The following is a 20,736-nucleotide window of genomic DNA, read 5'->3' on the forward strand; positions in this document are numbered from 1 at the left end:
GCGCTTTTCATCGCGCGGGGCATCGCGGCGGCACGGGCCGAGTGGTTATAATCCAAATTTCCCGCTGCGCCCGTCCACACCGGGCTCTTATGAAATGACCAAATACGTATTCGTCACGGGGGGAGTCGTCTCTTCCCTGGGCAAGGGCATTGCTGCGGCCTCCCTGGCTGCGATCCTGGAATCCCGCGGGCTGCGGGTCACGATGCTCAAGCTGGATCCCTACATCAACGTCGATCCAGGCACCATGAGCCCCTTCCAGCACGGCGAGGTCTTCGTCACCGAGGACGGCGCGGAAACCGACCTGGACCTGGGCCACTACGAGCGCTTCGTGTCTGCCCGGATGCACAAGGTCAACAACTTCACCACCGGCCAGATCTACGAATCCGTGCTGCGCAAGGAACGCCGGGGCGACTACCTGGGCAAGACCGTGCAGGTCATCCCGCACATCACCAACGAAATCCAGGATTTCATCGCCCGGGGCGCCAAGGCCGCCTTCGACGGGCAGGCCGACGTGGCCATCGTGGAAATCGGCGGCACGGTGGGCGACATCGAATCGCTGCCTTTCCTGGAAGCCGCGCGCCAGATGAGCCTGCGCCTGGGCCGCAACCAGTGCGCCTTCGTGCACCTGACCCTGGTGCCCTTCATTGCCTCGGCGGGCGAACTGAAGACCAAGCCGACCCAGCACTCGGTGCAGAAGCTGCGTGAAATCGGCATCTACCCGAACGCGCTGCTGTGCCGCGCCGACCGGCCCGTGCCCGACGACGAGCGCGCCAAGATCTCGCTGTTCTCCAACGTGCCCCTGGATGCCGTGATTTCGGTCTGGGATGCGGATTCCATCTACAAGATTCCCGCCATGCTGCACAAGCAGGGCCTGGACAGCCTGGTCTGCGACGCGCTGGCCCTGACCCCGCCGCCGGCCGACCTGACGGTCTGGGACCGCCTGGTGCACGACCTGGAAAATCCGCGCGAATCCGTCACCATCGGCATGGTGGGCAAGTACGTCGACCTGACCGAGTCCTACAAGTCCCTGTCCGAAGCCCTGGTCCACGCGGGCATCCATACGCACGCCCGGGTCAACATCGAATACCTGGACTCCGAGGAAATCGAGAGCCAGGGCACGGGCTGCCTGGCCGGCCTGGACGCCATCCTGGTGCCGGGCGGCTTCGGCAAGCGCGGCACGGAAGGCAAGATCAAGGCCATCCGCTATGCCCGCGAGAACGGCATCCCCTACCTGGGCATCTGCCTGGGCATGCAGCTGGCCGTGGTGGAATTCGCCCGCCACGTCGCCGGCCTGGGCGGTGCCAACAGCACCGAGTTCGACCCCTCGGCAGCCCATCCGGTGGTGGCATTGATCACCGAATGGCAGGACCGCGAAGGCAAGGTCGAACGGCGCGATGCCTCGTCCGATCTGGGCGGCACCATGCGCAAGGGCGCCCAGCGCTGCCCCGTCAAGCCGGGCACCCGGGCCCATGAAATCTACGGCCCCGAGGTCAACGAGCGCCACCGCCACCGCTACGAGGTCAACAACGTCTACGTCCATCGCCTGGAAGACGCCGGCCTGGTGATCAGCGCCCGCACGCCCACCGAAAACCTGCCGGAAATCATGGAAATTCCCTCGCATCCGTGGTTCATGGGTGTGCAGTTCCACCCGGAATTCACCTCCACGCCGCGCGACGGGCATCCGCTGTTCACCAGCTACATCCAGGCCGCGCTGGCCTACCAGCAGCGCCAGGCGGAAAAAACCGAGCCCACGGCCCAGGCGCAAAAGGCCTGAGCCCGGCCGCACCGTTCAAGGAGTCCCCATGCAGCTGTGTCACTTCCAGGCCGGAATCGAGCATCCGCTGTTCCTGATCGCCGGTCCCTGCGTCATCGAGTCCCGCGAGCTGGCCTTCGAGACCGCCGGCATCCTGCAGGAAATGACCCGGGCGCTGGGGATCCCCTTCATCTACAAAAGCTCCTTCGACAAGGCCAATCGCAGTTCCGGCAAGTCGTTCCGCGGCCCGGGCATGGACGAGGGCCTGAAGATCCTCGACGACGTGCGCCGCCAGCTGGGCGTGCCGGTGCTGACCGACGTGCACGAGACCGGCCAGGTGCGCGAGGTCGCGGCCGTGGTCGACGTGCTGCAGACGCCGGCCTTCCTGTGCCGCCAGACGGATTTCATCCAGGCCTGCGCGGCGACGCTCAAGCCCGTCAACATCAAGAAGGGCCAGTTCCTGGCGCCCGAGGACATGGCCCAGGTCGTCTCCAAGGCGCGCGCGGCGGCGCTGGAAGCCGGCGGCGACGGCAGCAACATCCTGGTCTGCGAGCGTGGCGCGTCCTTCGGCTACCACAACCTGGTGTCGGACATGCGTTCGCTGGCGATCATGCGCGGCACGGGCTGCCCGGTGGTGTTCGATGCCACGCATTCGGTGCAGTTGCCGGGCGGGCAGGGCACGCATTCCGGCGGCCAGCGCGAGTTCGTGCCGGTGCTTGCCCGGGCGGCCGTGGCGGCGGGCGTCGCCGGGGTGTTCATGGAAACCCATCCGAACCCGGACCAGGCCCTGTCCGACGGCCCCAACGCGGTGCCGCTGGACCACATGCGCGGCCTGCTGGAATGCCTGGCCGAGCTGGACCGCTGCGTCAAGCAGTCCGGCGTGCTGCGCGACGGCGGCCTGTGAAGCCGCCGGGGCGTCGAATAGTCACTATAAACGCCGCCGTGTGCGGCCGGCCGGCACCCCGGGGTAGACTGGCCTCCCGGGCATCCCGTTAAAATGGCGGGATTCCCTCTTTCACCCACCCCCTACACAGGCAGGACTGTCAGACCATGAGTGCAATCGTAGACATCATCGGACGCGAAATCCTCGATTCGCGCGGCAACCCCACCGTGGAATGCGACGTGCTGCTCGAATCGGGCGCCATGGGGCGGGCTGCGGTGCCCTCGGGCGCGTCCACCGGTTCGCGCGAAGCCATCGAACTGCGCGACGGCGACAAGTCCCGCTACCTGGGCAAGGGCGTGCTGCGTGCCGTCGAGCACATCAACACCGAAATTTCCGAAGCCCTGATGGGTCTGGATGCGCAGGAACAGACCTTCATCGACCGCACCCTGATCGACCTGGACGGCACGGAAGACAAGAGCCGCCTGGGCGCCAACGCGATCCTGGCCGCCAGCATGGCCGTGGCCCGCGCGGCGGCCGACGACGCCGGCCTGTCTCTGTACCGCTATTTCGGCGGCAGCGGCCCGATGCAGATGCCGGTGCCGATGATGAACGTCATCAACGGCGGCGCGCACGCCAACAACACCCTGGACCTGCAGGAATTCATGATCCTGCCGGTGGGCGCCTCCAGCTTCCGCGAGGCCCTGCGCATGGGGGCGGAAGTCTTCCACGCCCTGAAGAAGATCATCGGCGCCGCCGGCATGTCCACGGCGGTCGGCGACGAAGGCGGCTTCGCCCCCAACGTGGCCAACCACGAAGCCGCGATCGAGCTGATCCTGAAGGCCATCGGCGAAGCCGGGTACGAGGCCGGTTCCCAGGTGGTGCTGGGCCTGGATTGCGCCAGTTCCGAGTTCTACCGCGACGGCAAGTACCACCTGGCCGGCGAAGGCGGCATCGCCCTGAGCTCGCAGGATTTCGCCAACCTGCTGGCGTCCTGGTGCGACAAGTACCCCATCGTCACCATCGAGGACGGCATGGCCGAGGACGACTGGGAAGGCTGGAAGCTGCTGACCGAGCAGCTGGGCCGCAAGGTCCAGCTGGTGGGCGACGACCTGTTCGTCACCAACACCCAGATCCTGCAAAAGGGCATCCAGCAGGGGATCGCCAATTCGATCCTCATCAAGATCAACCAGATCGGCACCCTGACGGAAACCTTCGCGGCGATCGAGATGGCCAAGCGGGCCGGCTACACGGCGGTGATCTCGCACCGTTCCGGCGAAACGGAAGACTCCACCATCGCCGACATCGCCGTCGCCACCAACGCCATGCAGATCAAGACCGGCTCCCTGTCGCGTTCCGACCGCATGGCGAAATACAACCAGCTGCTGCGCATCGAGGAAGAGTTGGCCGAAGTCGCCTCCTATCCCGGCGTGTCGGCCTTCTACAACCTGCGCTGACCGGCGCCTTGCGGCCATGCGCCTGCTGAGCCTCGTCCTGCTGGCCCTGACCCTGGCGACACAGTATCCGCTATGGTGGGGCAAGGGCGGCTGGCTCAGCTTGCGCGACCTGCAGGCGCAGGTGCAGGGGGAAACCGAGGAAAACGAGGCGCTCACCGCGCGCAACAACGCCCTGCAGGCCGAAGTCCAGGATCTCAAGACCGGGATCTCGGCCGTCGAGGAACGCGCCCGCAGCGAGCTGAACATGATCCGCGAGGGCGAATACTTCGTCCAGATCCTGCCCCGGCAATAGCCTGCAGGCCATTCGCGGCATCCCGGCCGCAGCCGGGACTCACGGTACCGGTCCGCAGTCGGCCGGGCCTGGCTCCGCATCCGGGTTCCCGCCGGTGTTCCCGGCGCGTCCTGCCGTATCTTCGATCATGCCGGGATCGGGCGGCTGGCTGCTTTCCGGTTCCATGTCCGGTGCTGCCGGACCTTCTCCGGGCGTCGCGGGCGTGATCGCGCCGCCATTCGCGGGCGGCGAGCCTGCCGTGCCGTGTCCGTCGTTCCATTCCGGGGATCCCGGCGCCCATCCGGGCGGGATGGATGCCGCGCCGTGCGTCACGCGCCCGTCGGGCAGGTCCGGCCACGCGGCCGGGTGCGAATGCATGGCGATGCTGACGCGGCGGCGAAAGGGCAGGTAGCCGGCCGACATCAGGCGCGCCTGGGCGGGGTCGCCGGCCAGGGGCGCCAGGACGCGCACGATGGCTGCCATGCCCGGCAGCATGGGGCGATGCGGCCATGAGAGTTCCAGGACCAGTGTGTTGGCTTCGTGGATGGTCAGGCCGGATCGGGGGCCGCGTCCCGCGGGCCAGCTCTGGGCCAGCCGGCGGGCCTGCTGCCGTTCCTGGTAGTCATTGCGGATCAGCGGCTGGCCCGGATGATCGCGCTGGCCGCGGAGTTCGGGGTCGGCATGGTCCAGGAATGCATCGGGAGAAGGCTGCGCGATGCGGATGTGCCAGGGCACGCCCAGCACGGCCCGGCGCTCATGCAGTGCCCGGCCGGCGGCGCGCGAATCCGGGTAGGCCATGCGCAATCCGTGCTCGAAGGCCTGGGCAATGGCGTGCGGCCGGGCCTGGCGTGTGGCGCCGGCCCGGGCGGCTTCCACCAGGGCCAGGCTGAGCGTCTGCCGCAGGCCCGACCAGTGCGCGGTTTCCACGCCGCCCAGTCCCAGCGTCAGGATCGGAAGGGCGGCCAGCAGGAAACCCGCCATCCCGGCGCCCCGCTGACGGTGGCGCGACGCGAGGCCGCCAGGGGCGCGATGGCGTGTCGGGCCGGCAGCGGCCGGGTGCGCGTGCGGCTGCGGGCAGTGGATGGGTCTGGCGCGGGACGGGCCGGGCGCAGCGGGGCATGGGGTCGGCATGCCGGGCAGTATGCGGCCGGCGGACTGGCCCGGATAGTGCGGCAATTACCCCGTGACCGGGGTGTCGCATGCTGCCGCGGCCGCGTGGTGCAGGAGAGATTCGCCCGGACGTTCAGTGCAGCGTGTCCGTGCCGGGCACTTGCAACACGTCGGGGCCGTCGGCGAACAGGGCGGCGCAGTCGACCGCATCGAAATCGTAGGGCAGGCCGCAGAAATTGCAGGTGATGTGCACGCGGCCCTGTTCGGCCAGGATGCCGTCGATTTCCCGGCGCCCCAGCGTGCGCAGCATGTTGGCGACCCTTTCGCGGGTGCAGGGGCAGTGCCAGCGTACGGTCCGTTCCGGAAAGACCAGCAGGTCGTCTTCCCAGAACAGCCGGTGGATGAGCGTGTCGGTGTCGGTCGTGCGCAGTTCCTCGCTGCCCAGCGTATCGGCCAGGGTGGCGCAATGCGCCCAGGTGGCATCGGTGTCCTCGGCGCGTTCCGGTGTGCCGGACGGCGCCGATTCGCCCGGCATGCGCTGCAGCAGCAGGCCGGCGCAGGCCTGGGCGTCGGCGGCGAGCCAGAGCCGGGTGTCCAGCTGCTCCGAATGCTTCATGTAGTGTTCCAGGACAGCGGCGACGGTGTCGCCTTCCAGGGGTACGATGCCCTGGTAGGCCGTGGCGCCGGCCTTGCGTCCGGCGGGATCGAGCATCACCATGAAACGGCCCTGGCCGTCGGCATTGAGCAGGTCCTGCAGGCTGGCGTCGGCCGGTGGCGCGGCGTCTTCGCGCAGGTGGGCCGTGGCTCGCAGGTCCAGCGTCGACGTGCATTCGACCATGATGAGGCTTACGGGCCCGTTGCCCTGGAGCTGCAGGACGACGGAACCGTCGAACTTGATGTTGCTGGCCAGCAGCGCGCTGGCGGCGGCCAGTTCGCCGAGCAGGCCGACGAGGACGGGAGGCAGGTCCTGGTGGGCCAGCCCGGTTTGCCAGGCCTGGGTCAGGCGCAGGGCCTGGATGCGGGTGCCGCGGTCGGCGGTCAGGTATTTCTTCAGGGTATCGCTCATTCGGGAATTCCGGAAGGCACGCCCGGATGCGGGGTCAGGCGGCGGTGGCGGGGCGCAGGTCGCGCAGTTCGGTGCCGAGCAGCCGGTCGTGCAGGAACTGGCCCTGGGGGTCGATCCAGGTCCAGAGGAAGATCGAGAAGGGGGCGCAGACGACCAGCAGATCGAACGAGGCCCAGCCCGTGGCGCGCGACAGCCCGGCGATCGCCAGGGCCGTGAGCAGCGGCAGCGGCCACAGCAGCAGGTAGCGCAGCAGCATCCGCCGGCCCCGCAGGGGACGGCCGCCCCGGTCAGTGAGGCGGATGTTCCAGGTCTTCATCGGCAGGGTCTGGCCGCCGCGTCGCCAGCAGGCCAGGAAGTAGATGCCGATGGCGAGAAAGAGGAACGCCTGCCTGCCGTGGCGCAGCATCAGGCCGCTGCGGCTCTGGGTCAGCGTGTCGAACAGGTAGCCCGCCAGAAACACCACGCCAAAGAGCAGCACGCCTTCGTACATCATGCAGGCAAAGCGCCGCAGGCGCGGCGGGGCGGCGGGTACGGCCTGGGCTGGATCGGACATGGCGATGCGGATGAAACTCGGAAACCGCCCATTATCGCTGAAAACACGGGGGCCGATGTCCCGCCCGGCGCGCCGGGCGGAAATGCAAAGGCCGCCCGATGGGGGCGGCCCGGAGAACCTGCGGAACAGGATCAGTTGGCGGTGCGGATCGTGTGATGCACGCGGCCTTCGGGGGCCTTGAAGAAGCCGGCCACCTTCTGGAACATGCGCTTGATGGCGCGGTCCAGGGCGTATTCCTGCTGGGCCTCGATGGCTTCTTGCAGCAGTTGGCGCTCCAGGGCGTCGGTCAGACGGATGTCGGTGTTCTGCAGGGTCTTCATAGCAAGCCTCTTTGCTTGAGAAAGAGCGTTTCGCTCGGGTTAACCCTATTATAGGGAAAACCCTAGGATGAAAGCAAGCCGCCAGAGGATCCTGTCGCCCGGTCCTGCATTTTCCGTGGCAAAAACCCTACGTCTTGTCGCGGTAGCCCGCCGCCACCAGCTCGAACTGGAACAGTCGGCAGTCCAGGGCGCCGTTGTGCAGGGGGTGGCGCCGCCGGGCCTTCAGCCGCATCCGGCCGGGCAGGTCGAGGTCGCTGGTGATGATGTTGAGCTGCCAGCCGCCGTAGTGGCGCTTCAGCCAGCTTGCCCATTCGGGCCAGAGGTCGCCGTCCTCGTCCGCCAGCCGCTCGCCGTAGGGCGGGTTGGTGACGATCCAGCCCGCTGGCGCTGGCGGCGGCATCTGGCGCGCATCGCAGACCTCGAAGCGGATCGTGTCGGGGCTCAGGTGGGCGCGTTCGGCATTGGCGCGCGCCGCCTCGATGGCGTCCGGCTGGATGTCGCACCCCACCAGGGGCTGTTCCAGGCGCGGGGCGATCCGCGCACGGGCGTCTTCCTTCAGGTCGCGCCACAGGCGGGCGTCGTGGACGCGCAGCCGCTCGAAACCGAAGGGCCGCCAGATGCCCGGCGGCACGCCCAGGGCGATCCAGGCCGCTTCGATCAGCAGGGTGCCGCTGCCGCAGAAGGGGTCCAGCAGGGGCGCGTCCAGCGGCCAGTCGGACAGGGCCAGCAGGCCGGCCGCCAGGTTCTCGCGCAGCGGCGCTTCGCCCTTGTCCAGGCGCCAGCCGCGCTTGAACAGGGATTCGCCCGAGACGTCCAGGTACAGCGTGGCGTACCGCTCGTCCAGGAACAGGTGGACCCGGGCATCCGGGCGGACGGTGTCGATGTCCGGCCGCGCGCCTTCACGCTCGCGCAGGCGGTCGCAGATGCCGTCCTTGGCCCGCAGGTTGCAGTATTGCAGGCTGCGCATGGGGCTGCGGATGGCCGAGGTATCCACCCGCAGGGACTGTTCGGGCCCGAACCAGCGTTCCCATTCGGTGTCGCGCGCCAGGGCCAGGATGTCGTCCTCGTCGTGGACTTCGGCCCGTGCGACCTGGACCAGGATGCGGGTGGCCAGGCGGGAATACAGATTGGCGCGCAGCACGCCGGCCCAGTCCGCCCGGAAGTGGCAGCCGGCGCGTCCGGCGCGGACGGCGTCGTGGCCGAGCGCCTGCAGTTCCAGCATCAGGGCTTCTTCCAGGCCGTGCGGGCAGGGGGCGAAGGCCTCGAAGGTTTCGGACATGCGCGGCTGGCGCGGTGCGCGGGGCAGGCGCTGGATGCGCGGCTGGCCGTCGTCCGGAGAATCCGGCCGGGCATGGCCGGGGCGGGCCTTGTTCGCGTCGGACCTGCCGGTGCGATCCCGCGTCGGCGCGCCGGATTGCGGGCGCGAGGGATGCCCGGGCGCAGCGTCGCGGGCGGGGCGCCGGGACTTGGCCTTTTGTCCGGTATCGGTGCCAGTGCCGGTTTCCGGGCGCGTCTGCTGCGCGTGTTCCCGCAGCGCCGCCTGGCGCGCGCGGGCGCCCGAGCGCTTGCGGGGCTTCTCGCCCGATTCGGCGCGTTCGGCAGGAGCCTTTCTTTCGGCGGGGGCCTTTTTCTTCAGGCTGAGGGTCTTGCGTGTCGTGGAATCGTTCATCGGCGATCAGAAGGGTTTGACGACCACCAGGATCAGGACCAGCAACAGCAGCAGGACCGGGATTTCGTTGAACCAGCGGAAGTAGCGGTGGGAATGCCGGCAGGTGCCGGCGGTAAGGGTGCCCAGGTGATGGCGGCAGGCCAGATGGAAGACCAGCAGGCCGGCCACGGCCAGCAGTTTGGCATGCATCCAGCCCTGGCCGCGGCCGATGCCGTAGCCCAGCCACAGCCACAGGCCCAGCATCAGCGCCAGAACCCCCAGCGGCGTCATGAAGCGGTACAGGCGCCGCGCCATGCCGAGCAGCGTGGCGCGTACGGCAGGGTCTTCGGCCTGGGCCAGGTTGACGTAGATGCGCGGCAGGTAGAACAGCCCGGCGAACCAGGATGTGACGAACAGGATATGGAAGGCCTTGACCCAGAGCATGGGGATCCTTGATATGACGATGGGATGCACGCATTCGCCAGGCACGGCGCAGTCCGCCGGGACTGCGCCGTATCCGGGCTCATCCTCGCAGCTGGCCTTCGCCGGTCAGCACCCATTTCTGGATGGTCAGGCCTTCGAGCCCGACCGGGCCGCGGGCGTGCAGGCGGTTGGTGGAAATGCCGATCTCCGCGCCCAGACCGTATTCGTAGCCGTCGGCGAAGCAGGTGGGCAGGTTGACGTAGACCGAGCTGGAATCGACTTCGCGCTGGAAGCGCTGGGCGGCGGAAAGGTCCTCGGTGACGATGGATTCGGTGTGCTCGGAGCTGTAGCGGGCGATGTGATCCATGGCTTCGTCCAGGGAGTCGACCACGCGCACGGCCAGGATGGGGGCGTGGAATTCCGTGGCCCAGTCTTCTTCCGTGGCCGGGATCGATCCGGGCAGCAGCACCGCCGCGCGCGGGCAGGCGCGCAGTTCGACCCCCAGTTCGGCGAAGCGGGCTCCGGCGCGCGGCAGCCAGGCGTCGGCGATGTCCGCGTGCACCAGCAGGGTTTCCATGGCGCCGCAGATGCCGGTCCGGTAGGTCTTGGCGTTGATCGCGATGTCCAGCGCGCGGTCCGGGTCGGCCGCCTTGTCGATGTAGACGTGGCAGTTGCCTTCCAGGTGCTTGATCAGGGGCACGCGCGATTCGTCGGCCAGGCGGGCGATGAGGCTCTTGCCGCCGCGCGGGATGATGACGTCGATCCATTCCGGGTGGGTGATCATCTCGCCCACGGCGGCGCGGTCGGTGGTGTCCACGACCTGCACGGCGTGCGGAGGCAGCCCGGCGGCTTCCAGGCCGGACTGGATGATGGTGCCCAGGGCGCGGTTGGAATGGAAGGCCTCGCTGCCGCCGCGCAGGATGGTGGCGTTGCCGGATTTGAGGCACAGGGCGGCGGCGTCGATGGTCACGTTCGGCCGGGATTCGTAGATGATGCCGATCACGCCCAGGGGCACGCGCATGCGGGCCACGCGCATGCCGTTGGGCCGGGTGGTGGTTTCGCTGAGGCTGCCGATCGGGTCGGGCATGGCGGCGATCTGGAGCAGGCCTTCGATCATCAGGTCCAGCGACCGGTCGGACAGGCGCAGGCGGTCCATCATCGGAGCATCCAGCCCGCGTTCGGCGGCGGCGCGCAGATCGCGCGCGTTTTCTTCCTGCAGCCAGGCGCGGCGGGCGCGCAGGCCGTCGGCCATGGCCCGCAGGGCGGCGGCCTTGGCGGCGCCGGAGGCCGAGCGCAGGATGCGGGCCGCCTGCCGGGCCTGGCGGCCCAGGGTCTGCATGGAAAAACCGGTGGTGGTGTCGTTCATGGCATGTCTGTATAAAAGGCCTTCGGGTCCGGCGGGCTGGCCGGCGAGAAGGGGGCGGCGTTCATCGCCGCGGCGATCCGGCCGTGGCGATGCGCATCACCAGCCGTTCCAGTTCGTCCCAGGGATCCTGCAGCAGGCCGTCCACCGGGATACCCTTGATGATACGGTCGATTTCATGGGCGTGGCGCAAGGCCGGCGTCCAGGCGGGCACGGGCACGCGCGCCAGGGCCTGGCGGGCGAGTTTTTCGCGCGCGCCGAACAGGCGCTGGGACCGCATCGCCGCATCCAGGCCGCTGCGGGCGTGGGGCGCCAGGCGTGCCAGGATGCGGATTTCCTCGCCCACGGCCCAGAGCACCAGCGGCAGGGCCTCGCCTTCGGCCCGCAGGCCCCGCAGGACGGTCAGCGCGCGGTCGGCCTGGCCCAGCAGCATGGCATCGCGCAGATCATAGAGATTGTAGCGGGCCACGTTCAGCACGGCGGCCTGGACCTGTTCCAGGCTGAGCGGCCCGGCCTGGTGCAGCAGGGCGAGCTTCTGCAGTTCCTGGTGGGCGGCCAGCAGGTTGCCTTCGACTTTGTCGGCGAGCCAGGCCAGCGTTTCCGGGTCCGCCGTGTGGCCCTGGCGCTTCAGGCGGGCGGCGATCCAGTCCGCCAGCCCCGTGCGGGGGATGGCCGGGATGTCGGTCCAGGCGGCGCGGGCCTTCAGGGCCTGGACCCATTTGGCCTGCTGGGTGGTCCGGTCCAGCTGCGGCAGGCGGATGAGGATCCGGACGTCGGGCAGGTGTCCGTCGCCGGCCATCGTGGCGAGCTTCTGCAGGGTGTCCGCGCCGGTCTTGCCAGGCTTGCCGGTGGGCAGACTGATTTCCAGCAGCCGCAGGTCGCCGAACAGGGACGTATTCTGCGACGCGGCCAGCGCCGTGCCCCAGTCGCTGCGGGCGTCCATGACCAGGTGGGTGCGTTCGGCGCAGCCCAGCCGGGTGGCGGCGGCGCGGTAGGCATCGGCCGCCTCGGTCACCAGCAGGATCTCGTCGCCGCACAGGACGGTGCAGGCCGGCAGCTCCGGTGTGCCGGCGTAGTGCTCGGTCAGGCGGTCCGCAGCCGACGCATATGCCATGGTCTGGGCCCCGCCCGCGCTAGGGCCTGATCGAGGATGGGCCGGCCGGGGGCGTGGCCTCGAGGACCTTGTCGTCGGGTATGGGAACCACGGGACGGTCGGCGGCGTCGGCGTAGGCGGCCCGGACTTCCGGTGAACTCATGCGGCGCAGGATCTGGTCGATCAGGCTGTTGCGCATGTCCTTGAAGGTGCGGTCGATCTCGCCTTCCTTGGCCTGGACGATGCGGTCGTTGTAGGGCAGCTCGCGCACGCTGAGCAGGGTCGTGGGAGGCAGCAGCACGTGGCCCGTGCGGTCCAGCAGTTCGAACTGGAATTCCAGGTTCAGCTCGTATTCCTCGACCCGGCCATCGGCGTCCAGGGACAGCTGGCGCAGGTTCTGGGATTCGTTGATCTGGTGCAGGTAGACGTCGGCGTCCTGGCGGCGGTCGGTGAAGCGGGTGCCCGGTGAATTGGCCGAGATGGTGCGGCGCAGCCGGGCGCCGAACTCGGAATCCAGGTTGATGTTGGTGTAGAGCGACTGGAAGGGCAGTGGCGTGGCCCCCTTCAGGTGAAAACCGCAGGCGCCCAGCACCAGCAGGGCCAGGCCGGCCAGGGCAAGGCGCAGGATGCGCGGCACGGAGGTGAAGGAGACCATGGGCATCATCCGACGACGTTGACCAGCCGGCCCGGCACCACCACGATGCGCTTGGGTTCGCGGCCTTCGAGGAACCGGCCGACTGCCTCGTGCGCCCGGGCCTGGGCCTCGATGGCGGACTTGTCGGCTTCCTGGGGAATGGTGATCTGCCCGCGGACCTTGCCGTTGATCTGCAGCACCAGCTCGATCGTATCCGCCCGCAGGGCGGACTCGTCGACCGTGGGCCAGGGCGCGTCCAGCAGGTCGCCCAGCGCATCGGCCAGGCCCAGTTCGCGCCACAGCTGCCAGGTGATGTGCGGCACCACCGGATACAGGACGCGCAGCAGGATGGAGACGGATTCGGCCAGGGCCGGGCCGGAAACGCCCGCCTGGGCGGCCGCTTCCAGCGTGTTGAGCATCTTCATGGCCGTGGAGACCACGGTGTTGTACTGGATGCGCTGGTAGTCGTAGTCCGCCTGGCGCAGCAGGCCGTGGATCTGGCGGCGCAGGCCGGCCGCGGCATCGTCCAGCGCGGCGCCGTCGACGGGGGATGCGGCGTGCTGGAGAACGGCGTCGTGCTGCGCATGGCAGAAGGCCCACAGCCGGCGCAGGAAGCGGTGCGCGCCCTCGACACCGGAATCCGACCATTCCAGGGTCTGTTCCGGGGGGCTGGCGAACATGACGAAGAGGCGGGCGGTGTCGGCCCCCATGCCGTCGATCAGTGATTGCGGGTCGACGCCGTTGTTCTTGGACTTGGACATGGTGCCGATGCCGCCGTAGTCCACGGGCGAACCGTCGGATTTCAGGCGCGCGCCGATGATGCCGCCCTTGTCGTCGGTGATGTTTTCCACCTGGTCGGGCCAGAAATACTCGATGCCACCCCGGGCGTTCCGGCGCGAATAGATGTGGTTCAGCACCATGCCCTGGCACAGCAGCCGCGTGAAGGGCTCGGAGAACTTCACCATGCCCAGGTCGCGCATCACCCGCGTCCAGAAGCGCGCATACAGCAGGTGCAGCACGGCGTGTTCGATGCCGCCGATGTACTGATCCATCGGCATCCAGTAGTCGTTGCGGGCATCCACCATGGCCTGGTCGTTGCCCGGCGAGGTGTAGCGCATGAAATACCAGGACGAATCGATGAAGGTGTCCATCGTGTCGGTCTCGCGGCGCGCCGGCTTGCCGCAGGAGGGGCAGTGGCAGGACAGGAATGCCTCGTCCTTGGCCAGGGGGTTGCCGGTGCCGTCGGGCACGAGGTGCTCGGGCAGGACCACGGGCAGGTCCTTTTCGGGCACGGGGACCGGGCCGCAGTCGGCGCAGTGGATGATGGGGATCGGTGTGCCCCAGTAGCGCTGCCGCGAAATGCCCCAGTCGCGCAGGCGCCAGGTGGTGCGCAGTTCGCCCAGCCCCTGGGCCTGGAGATCGGCGGCCACCGCCTGGATGGCCTCGGCGGTGGTCAGGCCGTCGTACTTGCCAGACTGGATCGTGCGGCCGATCTGCTTGTCGGCGTACCAGTCCTGCCAGGCCTCGGTGGAATAGGCCTTGCCTTCGGCGGCGATGACCTGGCGGATGGGCAGGCCGTACTTGCGCGCGAAGGCGAAGTCGCGTTCGTCGTGTGCGGGCACGCCCATCACGGCGCCGTCCCCGTAGCTCATGAGGACGTAGTTGCCGACCCAGACCGGCACGGGTTCGCCCGTGAGGGGGTGGATGACGGACAGGCCGGTGGGCAGGCCTTCTTTTTCGCGGGTGGCGAGTTCGGCCTCGGTCGTGCCGCCCTGGCGGCAGGCTTCGATGAAGGCGGCCAGTTCGGGATTGCCGCGGGCGGCATGGGTGGCCAGCGGATGCTCGGGCGCCACGGCGCAGAAGGTGACACCCATGATGGTGTCGGCGCGGGTGGTGAACACGTACAGCAGGCCGTCCTGGATCAGGGCGCCGTCCGCATCGCGGATGTCGTGGCGGAAGGCGAAACGCACGCCCTCGCTCTTGCCGATCCAGTTTTCCTGCATCAGGCGCACGCGTTCCGGCCAGCCGGGCAGCCCGTCGTGCAGCGTGTCGAGCAGTTCGTCCGCGTAGTCCGTGATGCGCAGGTAGTAGCCGGGGATTTCACGCTTTTCCACCAGCGCCCCGGAACGCCAGCCGCGGCCGTCGATGACCTGCTCGTTGGCGAGCACGGTCTGGTCGACCGGATCCCAGTTGACGACCTGGGTCTTGCGGTAGGCGATGCCCTTTTCGAGCATCTTCAGGAACAGCCACTGGTTCCATTTGTAGTAGGCCGGGTCGCAGGCGCACATTTCGCGCGACCAGTCGATCGCCAGCCCCATCGCCTGCATCTGCTTTTTCATGTAGGCGATGTTGTCGTAGGTCCATTTGGCCGGGGGGACGCCGGATTTCATGGCGGCGTTCTCGGCCGGCATGCCGAAGGCGTCCCAACCCATGGGCATGAGGACGTTGTATCCGCGCATGCGCAGCTGGCGGGCCATCATGTCGTTGATGGTGTAGTTGCGCACGTGACCCATGTGGAGCTTGCCGCTGGGGTAGGGCAGCATCGAGCAGGCGTAGAACTTGGGCTTGGGCGAGCCGTCAGGGAGAGCGGCGTGTTCGGTGACGCGGTAGACGTCGCCCTCGCGCCAGTGGGCCTGGGCTTCGGTTTCGACCTGGTTCGGGATGTAGCGTTCCTGCATGGATCTGTCTGGAAAATGGGTGGGAAAAGGACCAGCCCGACATTATAGAGGGTCGTGCGGCATCGGGTTCCGGCGCACCCGCAAAGAAAAATCCCCGCACGAAGGCGGGGATTCGAAAGAAACCGGTGAGACGGTCCGGGAGAGGCGACCCCGGATTACTTCAGCTTGGTTTCCTTGTAGTCGACGTGCTTGCGCGCGACCGGATCAAATTTCTTGATCAGCATCTTTTCCGGCATGTTGCGCTTGTTTTTCGTGGTCGTGTAGAAATGACCCGTGCCGGCGGTCGACTCGAGCTTGATTTTCTCGCGGATGCCTTTAGCCATGATGTGCTCCTATGCGCGGCCGATCAGGCCAGTTCGCCACGGGCACGCAGGTCGGCCAGGACGGCGTCGATGCCGTTCTTGTCGATGGTGCGCAGGGCCTTGGTGGATACGCGCAGGCGCACCCAGCGGTTTTCGGATTCGACCCAGAACCGGCGCGATTGCAGGTTGGGCAGGAAACGACGCTTGGTTTTATTGTTCGCGTGCGAGACGTTGTTGCCCACCATCGGGCCTTTGCCGGTTACTTGGCATACGCGTGCCATGGTCTCACCTCTGTGTGTGTATCTGGAAAGCCTTGCATTCTATACTGAAATTACCAGGCAGATCAAGCGAATTACCGGTCGGTTTGCATGGCGATGCGGCCGGAAAGCCACGAAAGGGCCGCGCAGGCCGCCAGCACGGCGGTCAGGGGCAGGGGAGTGCCGGTGTGCCAGGCGCTGACGGCAAAGCCGGCCAGGGCGCCGCAGAGCATCTGCAATGCTCCCATCAGCGCCGAGGCCACACCCAGCCGGGGGCCCTGTTCGGCCAGCGCCAGGGCGGCGGCGTTGGGGCCCACGAATCCCTGGCTGGCCATGAATCCCATCAGGCACAGCATCAGCAGGGGCAGATCGATCCAGCCCAGCAGGGTCGACAGCAGGGCGCACAGCGTCATCAGCACCAGAATGCCCTGTGCGCGGGCCAGCAGGCGGATCGGCGGGTGGCGGTTCAGCAGGCGGGCGCTGACCTGCGAGGCCCCGATCAGCGCCGCGGCGTTCAGGCCGAACAGCAGGCCGAACCAGCGCGGGTCGACGCCGTAGATCGAGATGAAGACCTGGGGGGATCCCGAGATATAGGCGAACAGGCCGCCCGATCCGAAGCCGCCCGCCAGGGTGTAGCCCATGAAGCGCCGATGGGTCAGCAGCAGGTGGAAATGGGCGGCGATGGCGCCCACGGCCAGCGGCGATCGCCGCCCGGGATCCAGGGATTCGCGCATGCGCAGCGCCACGGCGATCAGCAGCCCGGCGCCGACCAGGCTCATCAGGTAGAACACGGTGCGCCAGGATCCCAGCGTCACGGCCTGGCCGCCCAGCAGGGGCGCCAGGATGGGCATCACGCCCATCACCAGCATCAGCAGGGACAGGGCCTGGGCGGCCTCGCGGGTATCCAGGTGGTCGCGGATCACGGCACGGGGGATGACCATGCCGGCGGCGCCGCCGAAGGCCTGGACCACGCGCCACAGGATCAGGTGGTCGATGTCGCTGCTCAGCGCGCAGGCGATGGATGCGATGGAGAACAGCACCAGGCCGATCAGCAGCGGCGGCTTGCGGCCATAGCGGTCGGCCAGGGGGCCGTAGGCCAGCTGTGCCAGGGCCAGGCCCAGCAGGTAGCTGGCCAGGGTGCGCTCGACCTGCCCCGGATGGACGCCCAGGTCGGCCGCCATGGCGCCGAAGGCGGGCAGGTACATGTCGATGGCCAGGGGGCCGATCGCAGCCAGCGCGCCCATCAGGATCAGCCAGGGCGGGATCTGGGGCAGGAAAGAACGGGAAGCCATGAAAGCGGGTCGGTGGGGGCGGGCAGGAATGAAGCCTGCTGGTGGCGCTTGAAGCAGCGGGGATTGGCGCTACTATAGCAAGGTCTTTCACATGACTGAGGGAGGCTCCGTTGACTGCGATCGCATCGATCATCGAGAACAAACTTGGATCATTGCCCCTGCCGGTTTCCATGGAATTGCCGGATGGGCAGAAGGTCGGTGCCGCCGACGCAGCGATTCGCCTGCGTGTGCGCGACGCCGCCGTCCTGACGCACTTCGCGGCCGGCGAGGTCGGCGTGCTGGGCGAAGACTACGTCGAAGGCAAATTCGAGTTCGACGGCTCCATGCGGGATCTGATGCGTCTGGCCGCGGGCATCCTGCCGGGTTCGCCGGTCGACCTGGCCCGCTCGGGCTGGCTGACCAGCCTGGTGAAGCGGCTGGTGTCGGTCTGGCGCCACTCGATCGAGCGCGATGCGCGGCAGATCGAATTCCACTACGACCTGTCCGACGATTTCTATGCCCTGTGGCTGGATCCGCGCCGGGTATATTCCTGCGCCTACTACCGCGAGCCCGGTTTCACCCTGGCCCAGGCCCAGGAAGCCAAGCTCGACCACATCTGCCGCAAGCTGGCCCTGAAGCCGGGCGAGCGCTTCCTGGACGTCGGCGGCGGCTGGGGCGGCCTGATGCTGTGGGCGGCGGAACACTACGATGTCGACGTCACGGGCATCACCCTGTCGAAGAACCAGCATGCCCACGTCAACCGTCTGATCCAGGAAAAGGGCCTGTCCGGGCGCGTGCGCATGGAACTGCTGGACTACCGCAAGCTCGACGAGTCCCGGCCCTACGACAAGATCGCGTCGGTCGGCATGTTCGAGCACGTGGGGCGGGCCCAGCTCACGGGCTATTTTTCCAAATTGCGCCGGCTGGTGCGGCCCGGCGGCCTGATCCTGAACCACGGCATCACGGCGGGCGGGCTGGACAACAGCGAACTGGGCGCCGGCATGGGTGAATTCATCGAGAAGTTCATCTTCCCCGGCGGCGAGCTGTCCCACATCCATTATGTGCAGCAGACCCTGGCCGAGGCCGGCCTGGAAGACCTGGATGTCGAGAACCTGCGCCCGCATTATGCGCGCACGCTCTGGGCCTGGAGCGACGCCCTGGAATCCCGCCTGGACGAGGCGCGTGCCGTCTTGAACACGTCCCAGGGCGAACGATCCTTGCGGGCGTACCGCATGTACCTGGCGGGCTGCGCGATGGGCTTCGAGCACGGCTGGATCGCCCTGCACCAGATTCTCGCCCAGCCCCAGCCCACGGGGCGTTCCGACGAGCTGGACTACCCCGGGGACCAGGCCTACCCCTGGCGCCGCGACTATATCTACCGGGACCGCTGAACCCACCTTTCCCGGGGTGCCGGAAACGCCCGTCCGGCATGTCTCCGGCACCGCCTGCAGCACACCGCGATTCCCGCGTTTTCAGCCCCGCTCAGGGGCTGTTTTCATTAACCGGGTTTATTTTCTGCGATCCTGTGTGTAAAATAACGCTTCTTCTGTAGTTCTTTTTTCAATCCTGGCAGCGGCTGCTTCGGTTTTCGGCCCCTGTCTGTCCTGGGCGCATCGCGCCTGCAGTGCTGGTATGTATTGGCGGCCCGCGGCCGTCTTCCGCACACCCTCCCCTAAGCTATGGCGTCGGCCACGCATGGCGTATCCGGCGTCTCCGTAACCCAAAGGAGGCATCTATGTCTATCTCTGCTTTTTCGTCGCCCGTCGCGGCACGTTCCCCCCGCCTGTCCCGCACCGTGCTGGGGCTTGCACTGACGGCTGCGCTCGCCGGCCTGTCGCTGGCCCCGTCCGTGTCCCGGGCGGCCGACGCGCCCCAATGCGAACTCGACCGCGCCGTGCGCTTCGGCGGCATGAACTGGGAATCCAACCTGGTCCTGGTCGAGGTCGAACGCTTCATTGCCAAGCATGGCTACGGCTGCGATTCCGAAGTCCTGCCCACGGAAACCCTGCCGGCCCTGGCGGCGCTGGAACGCGGAGACCTGGACATCAACAGCGAGATCTGGCTGAACAGCACCCTGGAGCCCTGGACCAAGGCCGAGGCCACCGGCCGCGTCAAGCGCATCGGCGACATCTACATGGGCGGTGAAGCCTGGTTCATTCCCAAGTACACGGCCGAGCGCCTGCCCGAACTGAAGAAGGCCACCGACCTGCCGAAATTCAAGGATGCCTTCAAGGATCCCGAAGAGCCCTCCAAGGGCCGCTTCTACGGCTGCCCGGCCGGCTGGGGCTGCGAAGTCGTCAGCACGAACCTGTTCAAGGCGCTGAACCTGGGCGATACCTTCACGCTGTTCTCCCCCGGCACCGGCGCGACCCAGAAGGCCGCCCTGACCGCAGCCTACCAGCGCAAGGAAAATGTCGTCTTCTACTACTGGTATCCGACGCCGCTGGTGGGCTCCATGGACCTGGTCAAGCTGGAACTGCCGCCGTACGACGCCGCCAAGCAGAAATGCCTGACCGACCCGAACTGCGAGAACCCCCAGGCCTCCGACTATCCGGAGAATCCGGTGTTCACGGCGGTCACCGCGAAATTCACCCAGGACGCGCCGAAGCTGACCGAGTTCCTGTCCAAGGTGAAGGTGCCCCTGGACGTGATGAACCAGACCATGGCCTACATGGAAAAGAACGAGGCCGAACCCCAACCGACGGCGATGTGGTTCCTGAAGAACCAGCAGGCCGTCTGGACCGGATGGCTGCCCGCCGACGTGACGGAGCGTGTCAAGGCCGCCCTGTAAGGAGGCCCGCATGTTTCCCGAATTGATTGCAGCCCGGGATCTGCAGCGGCCCATCGACGAGTTCGTCAATGGGCTGGTGACGCAGTATTCCGACGTGCTGCGGGCGCTGACCCAGCCCCTGCTGGACCTGCTGATCTGGTCCGACAACCTGCTGCGGCATTCGCCGTGGTGGGCCATCGTGGCCGTCATCGTGGGCCTGGCCTGGCTGGGCAGCCGGGCCTGGCGCTTCAGCCTGGCCATGGGCGCGCTGCTGTGCCTGGTGGGGGCCATAGGTCTCTGGGAGGCCGCCATGCAGACGCTGTCGCTGATGATCGTGGCGGTGGCGTTCTCGGTGCTGATCGGCATTCCCGTGGGGATTGCCATGGCCAGCTTCCGCTGGGTGCGCGCCGCGATGCTGCCGGTCCTGGACGTCATGCAGACCATGCCCAGCTTCGTCTACCTGATCCCGGTGGTCATGCTGTTCAACCTGGGCAAGCTGGCGGCGCTGTTCGCCACGGTGATCTATGCCGTGCCGCCCGTCATCCGGCTCACCGACCTGGGCATCCGCCTGGTGGACGCGGAAGTGCTCGAGGCCTCGCGCGCCTTCGGGGCCAGCCGCAGCCGCCAGCTCTTCGGCGTGCAGCTGCCGCTGGCGCTGCCCAACATCATGGCGGGCATCAACCAGACCACCATGATGGCGCTGGCCATGGTGGTGATCGCTTCCATGATCGGCGTGCGCGGGCTGGGCTACGAGGTCCTGCAGGGCATCAATCGCCTGCAGGTCGGACGCGGTCTGCTGGCCGGACTGGGGATCGTGGTCCTGGCCATCATCTTCGACCGCATCACCCAGCGGTTCGGCAAGCGCTGGCAGGTGCGGGGGAACTGAC

At 67.8% G+C, this 20,736-nt stretch carries 20 protein-coding genes; 7 read left to right on the top strand and 13 right to left on the bottom strand.

Annotated elements, in window-relative coordinates; all coding sequences use genetic code 11:
- The first annotated feature begins 94 nt into the window (after positions 1-94).
- The 4 genes from pyrG to ftsB all read left to right on the top strand — a co-directional run bounded on the left by pyrG (position 95) and on the right by ftsB (position 4,382).
- On the top strand, positions 95-1,774 hold the full coding sequence (gene pyrG / locus ABD022_RS13320) for a CTP synthase (RefSeq protein WP_343821710.1): 1,680 nt from the start codon (positions 95-97) through the stop codon (positions 1,772-1,774).
- Between the two features lie 28 nt (positions 1,775-1,802).
- Positions 1,803-2,657, top strand: a complete 855-nt coding sequence (kdsA, locus tag ABD022_RS13325) for a 3-deoxy-8-phosphooctulonate synthase (protein ID WP_343821711.1) — start codon at positions 1,803-1,805, stop codon at positions 2,655-2,657.
- A gap of 146 nt (positions 2,658-2,803) precedes the next feature.
- Positions 2,804-4,090: a phosphopyruvate hydratase gene (gene eno / locus ABD022_RS13330; protein ID WP_343821713.1), complete on the top strand. Its 1,287-nt coding sequence runs from the start codon at positions 2,804-2,806 to the stop codon at positions 4,088-4,090.
- 16 nt (positions 4,091-4,106) lie between these two features.
- On the top strand, positions 4,107-4,382 hold the full coding sequence (gene ftsB / locus ABD022_RS13335; RefSeq protein WP_343821715.1) for a cell division protein FtsB: 276 nt from the start codon (positions 4,107-4,109) through the stop codon (positions 4,380-4,382).
- A gap of 39 nt (positions 4,383-4,421) precedes the next feature.
- On the opposite strand, the gene ABD022_RS13340 is transcribed toward ftsB, so the two are convergent.
- From ABD022_RS13340 to ABD022_RS13400, 13 genes are all read right to left on the bottom strand, one after another.
- Positions 4,422-5,342, bottom strand: a complete 921-nt coding sequence (locus ABD022_RS13340) for a TadE/TadG family type IV pilus assembly protein (protein WP_343821717.1) — start codon at positions 5,340-5,342, stop codon at positions 4,422-4,424.
- A 262-nt stretch (positions 5,343-5,604) separates the two neighbouring features.
- Positions 5,605-6,537: an Hsp33 family molecular chaperone HslO gene (gene hslO, locus ABD022_RS13345; RefSeq protein WP_343821718.1), complete on the bottom strand. Its 933-nt coding sequence runs from the start codon at positions 6,535-6,537 to the stop codon at positions 5,605-5,607.
- A 34-nt stretch (positions 6,538-6,571) separates the two neighbouring features.
- Complete coding sequence (locus ABD022_RS13350; RefSeq protein WP_343821720.1) at positions 6,572-7,090, bottom strand: RDD family protein; 519 nt, start codon at positions 7,088-7,090, stop codon at positions 6,572-6,574.
- A gap of 131 nt (positions 7,091-7,221) precedes the next feature.
- A complete protein-coding gene (locus ABD022_RS13355; protein WP_343821721.1) occupies positions 7,222-7,410 on the bottom strand; it encodes a hypothetical protein in 189 nt (62 codons plus the stop codon).
- Positions 7,411-7,537: 127 nt separating this feature from the next.
- Positions 7,538-9,079, bottom strand: a complete 1,542-nt coding sequence (locus ABD022_RS13360) for a THUMP domain-containing class I SAM-dependent RNA methyltransferase (protein ID WP_343821723.1) — start codon at positions 9,077-9,079, stop codon at positions 7,538-7,540.
- 6 nt (positions 9,080-9,085) lie between these two features.
- Positions 9,086-9,502 (bottom strand): CopD family protein, encoded by a 417-nt coding sequence (locus ABD022_RS13365; protein ID WP_343821725.1) that lies wholly within the window; start codon positions 9,500-9,502, stop codon positions 9,086-9,088.
- Between the two features lie 79 nt (positions 9,503-9,581).
- Positions 9,582-10,847 (bottom strand): glutamate-5-semialdehyde dehydrogenase, encoded by a 1,266-nt coding sequence (locus tag ABD022_RS13370; RefSeq protein WP_343821726.1) that lies wholly within the window; start codon positions 10,845-10,847, stop codon positions 9,582-9,584.
- Positions 10,848-10,908: 61 nt separating this feature from the next.
- On the bottom strand, positions 10,909-11,958 hold the full coding sequence (holA, locus tag ABD022_RS13375) for a DNA polymerase III subunit delta (RefSeq protein ID WP_343821727.1): 1,050 nt from the start codon (positions 11,956-11,958) through the stop codon (positions 10,909-10,911).
- Between the two features lie 19 nt (positions 11,959-11,977).
- Positions 11,978-12,592: an LPS-assembly lipoprotein LptE gene (locus ABD022_RS13380; RefSeq protein ID WP_343821729.1), complete on the bottom strand. Its 615-nt coding sequence runs from the start codon at positions 12,590-12,592 to the stop codon at positions 11,978-11,980.
- Positions 12,593-12,597: 5 nt separating this feature from the next.
- Positions 12,598-15,249: a leucine--tRNA ligase gene (gene leuS / locus ABD022_RS13385; RefSeq protein ID WP_343821730.1), complete on the bottom strand. Its 2,652-nt coding sequence runs from the start codon at positions 15,247-15,249 to the stop codon at positions 12,598-12,600.
- A 155-nt stretch (positions 15,250-15,404) separates the two neighbouring features.
- Positions 15,405-15,572: a 50S ribosomal protein L33 gene (rpmG, locus tag ABD022_RS13390; protein ID WP_003810296.1), complete on the bottom strand. Its 168-nt coding sequence runs from the start codon at positions 15,570-15,572 to the stop codon at positions 15,405-15,407.
- Positions 15,573-15,595: 23 nt separating this feature from the next.
- Positions 15,596-15,832 carry a 50S ribosomal protein L28 gene (gene rpmB / locus ABD022_RS13395; protein ID WP_043681023.1) on the bottom strand — a complete coding sequence of 79 codons (237 nt, stop codon included), beginning with the start codon at positions 15,830-15,832 and terminating at the stop codon, positions 15,596-15,598.
- 71 nt (positions 15,833-15,903) lie between these two features.
- A complete protein-coding gene (locus ABD022_RS13400) occupies positions 15,904-17,100 on the bottom strand; it encodes a multidrug effflux MFS transporter (protein ID WP_343821733.1) in 1,197 nt (398 codons plus the stop codon).
- Positions 17,101-17,270: 170 nt separating this feature from the next.
- Between ABD022_RS13400 and ABD022_RS13405 the strand changes: the two genes are divergently transcribed.
- The 3 genes from ABD022_RS13405 (at position 17,271) to ABD022_RS13415 (ending at position 20,735) form a co-directional block, all read left to right on the top strand.
- Positions 17,271-18,470 (top strand): class I SAM-dependent methyltransferase, encoded by a 1,200-nt coding sequence (locus ABD022_RS13405; RefSeq protein ID WP_425545240.1) that lies wholly within the window; start codon positions 17,271-17,273, stop codon positions 18,468-18,470.
- A gap of 344 nt (positions 18,471-18,814) precedes the next feature.
- Positions 18,815-19,870 (top strand): ABC transporter substrate-binding protein, encoded by a 1,056-nt coding sequence (locus ABD022_RS13410; RefSeq protein WP_343821737.1) that lies wholly within the window; start codon positions 18,815-18,817, stop codon positions 19,868-19,870.
- Positions 19,871-19,880: 10 nt separating this feature from the next.
- Positions 19,881-20,735 (top strand): ABC transporter permease, encoded by an 855-nt coding sequence (locus ABD022_RS13415; protein WP_343821739.1) that lies wholly within the window; start codon positions 19,881-19,883, stop codon positions 20,733-20,735.
- The last annotated feature ends 1 nt before the right edge of the window (position 20,736 follow it).

Source organism: Castellaniella daejeonensis (assembly GCF_039523555.1).
Taxonomy (GTDB): Bacteria; Pseudomonadota; Gammaproteobacteria; order Burkholderiales; family Burkholderiaceae_B; genus Castellaniella; species Castellaniella daejeonensis.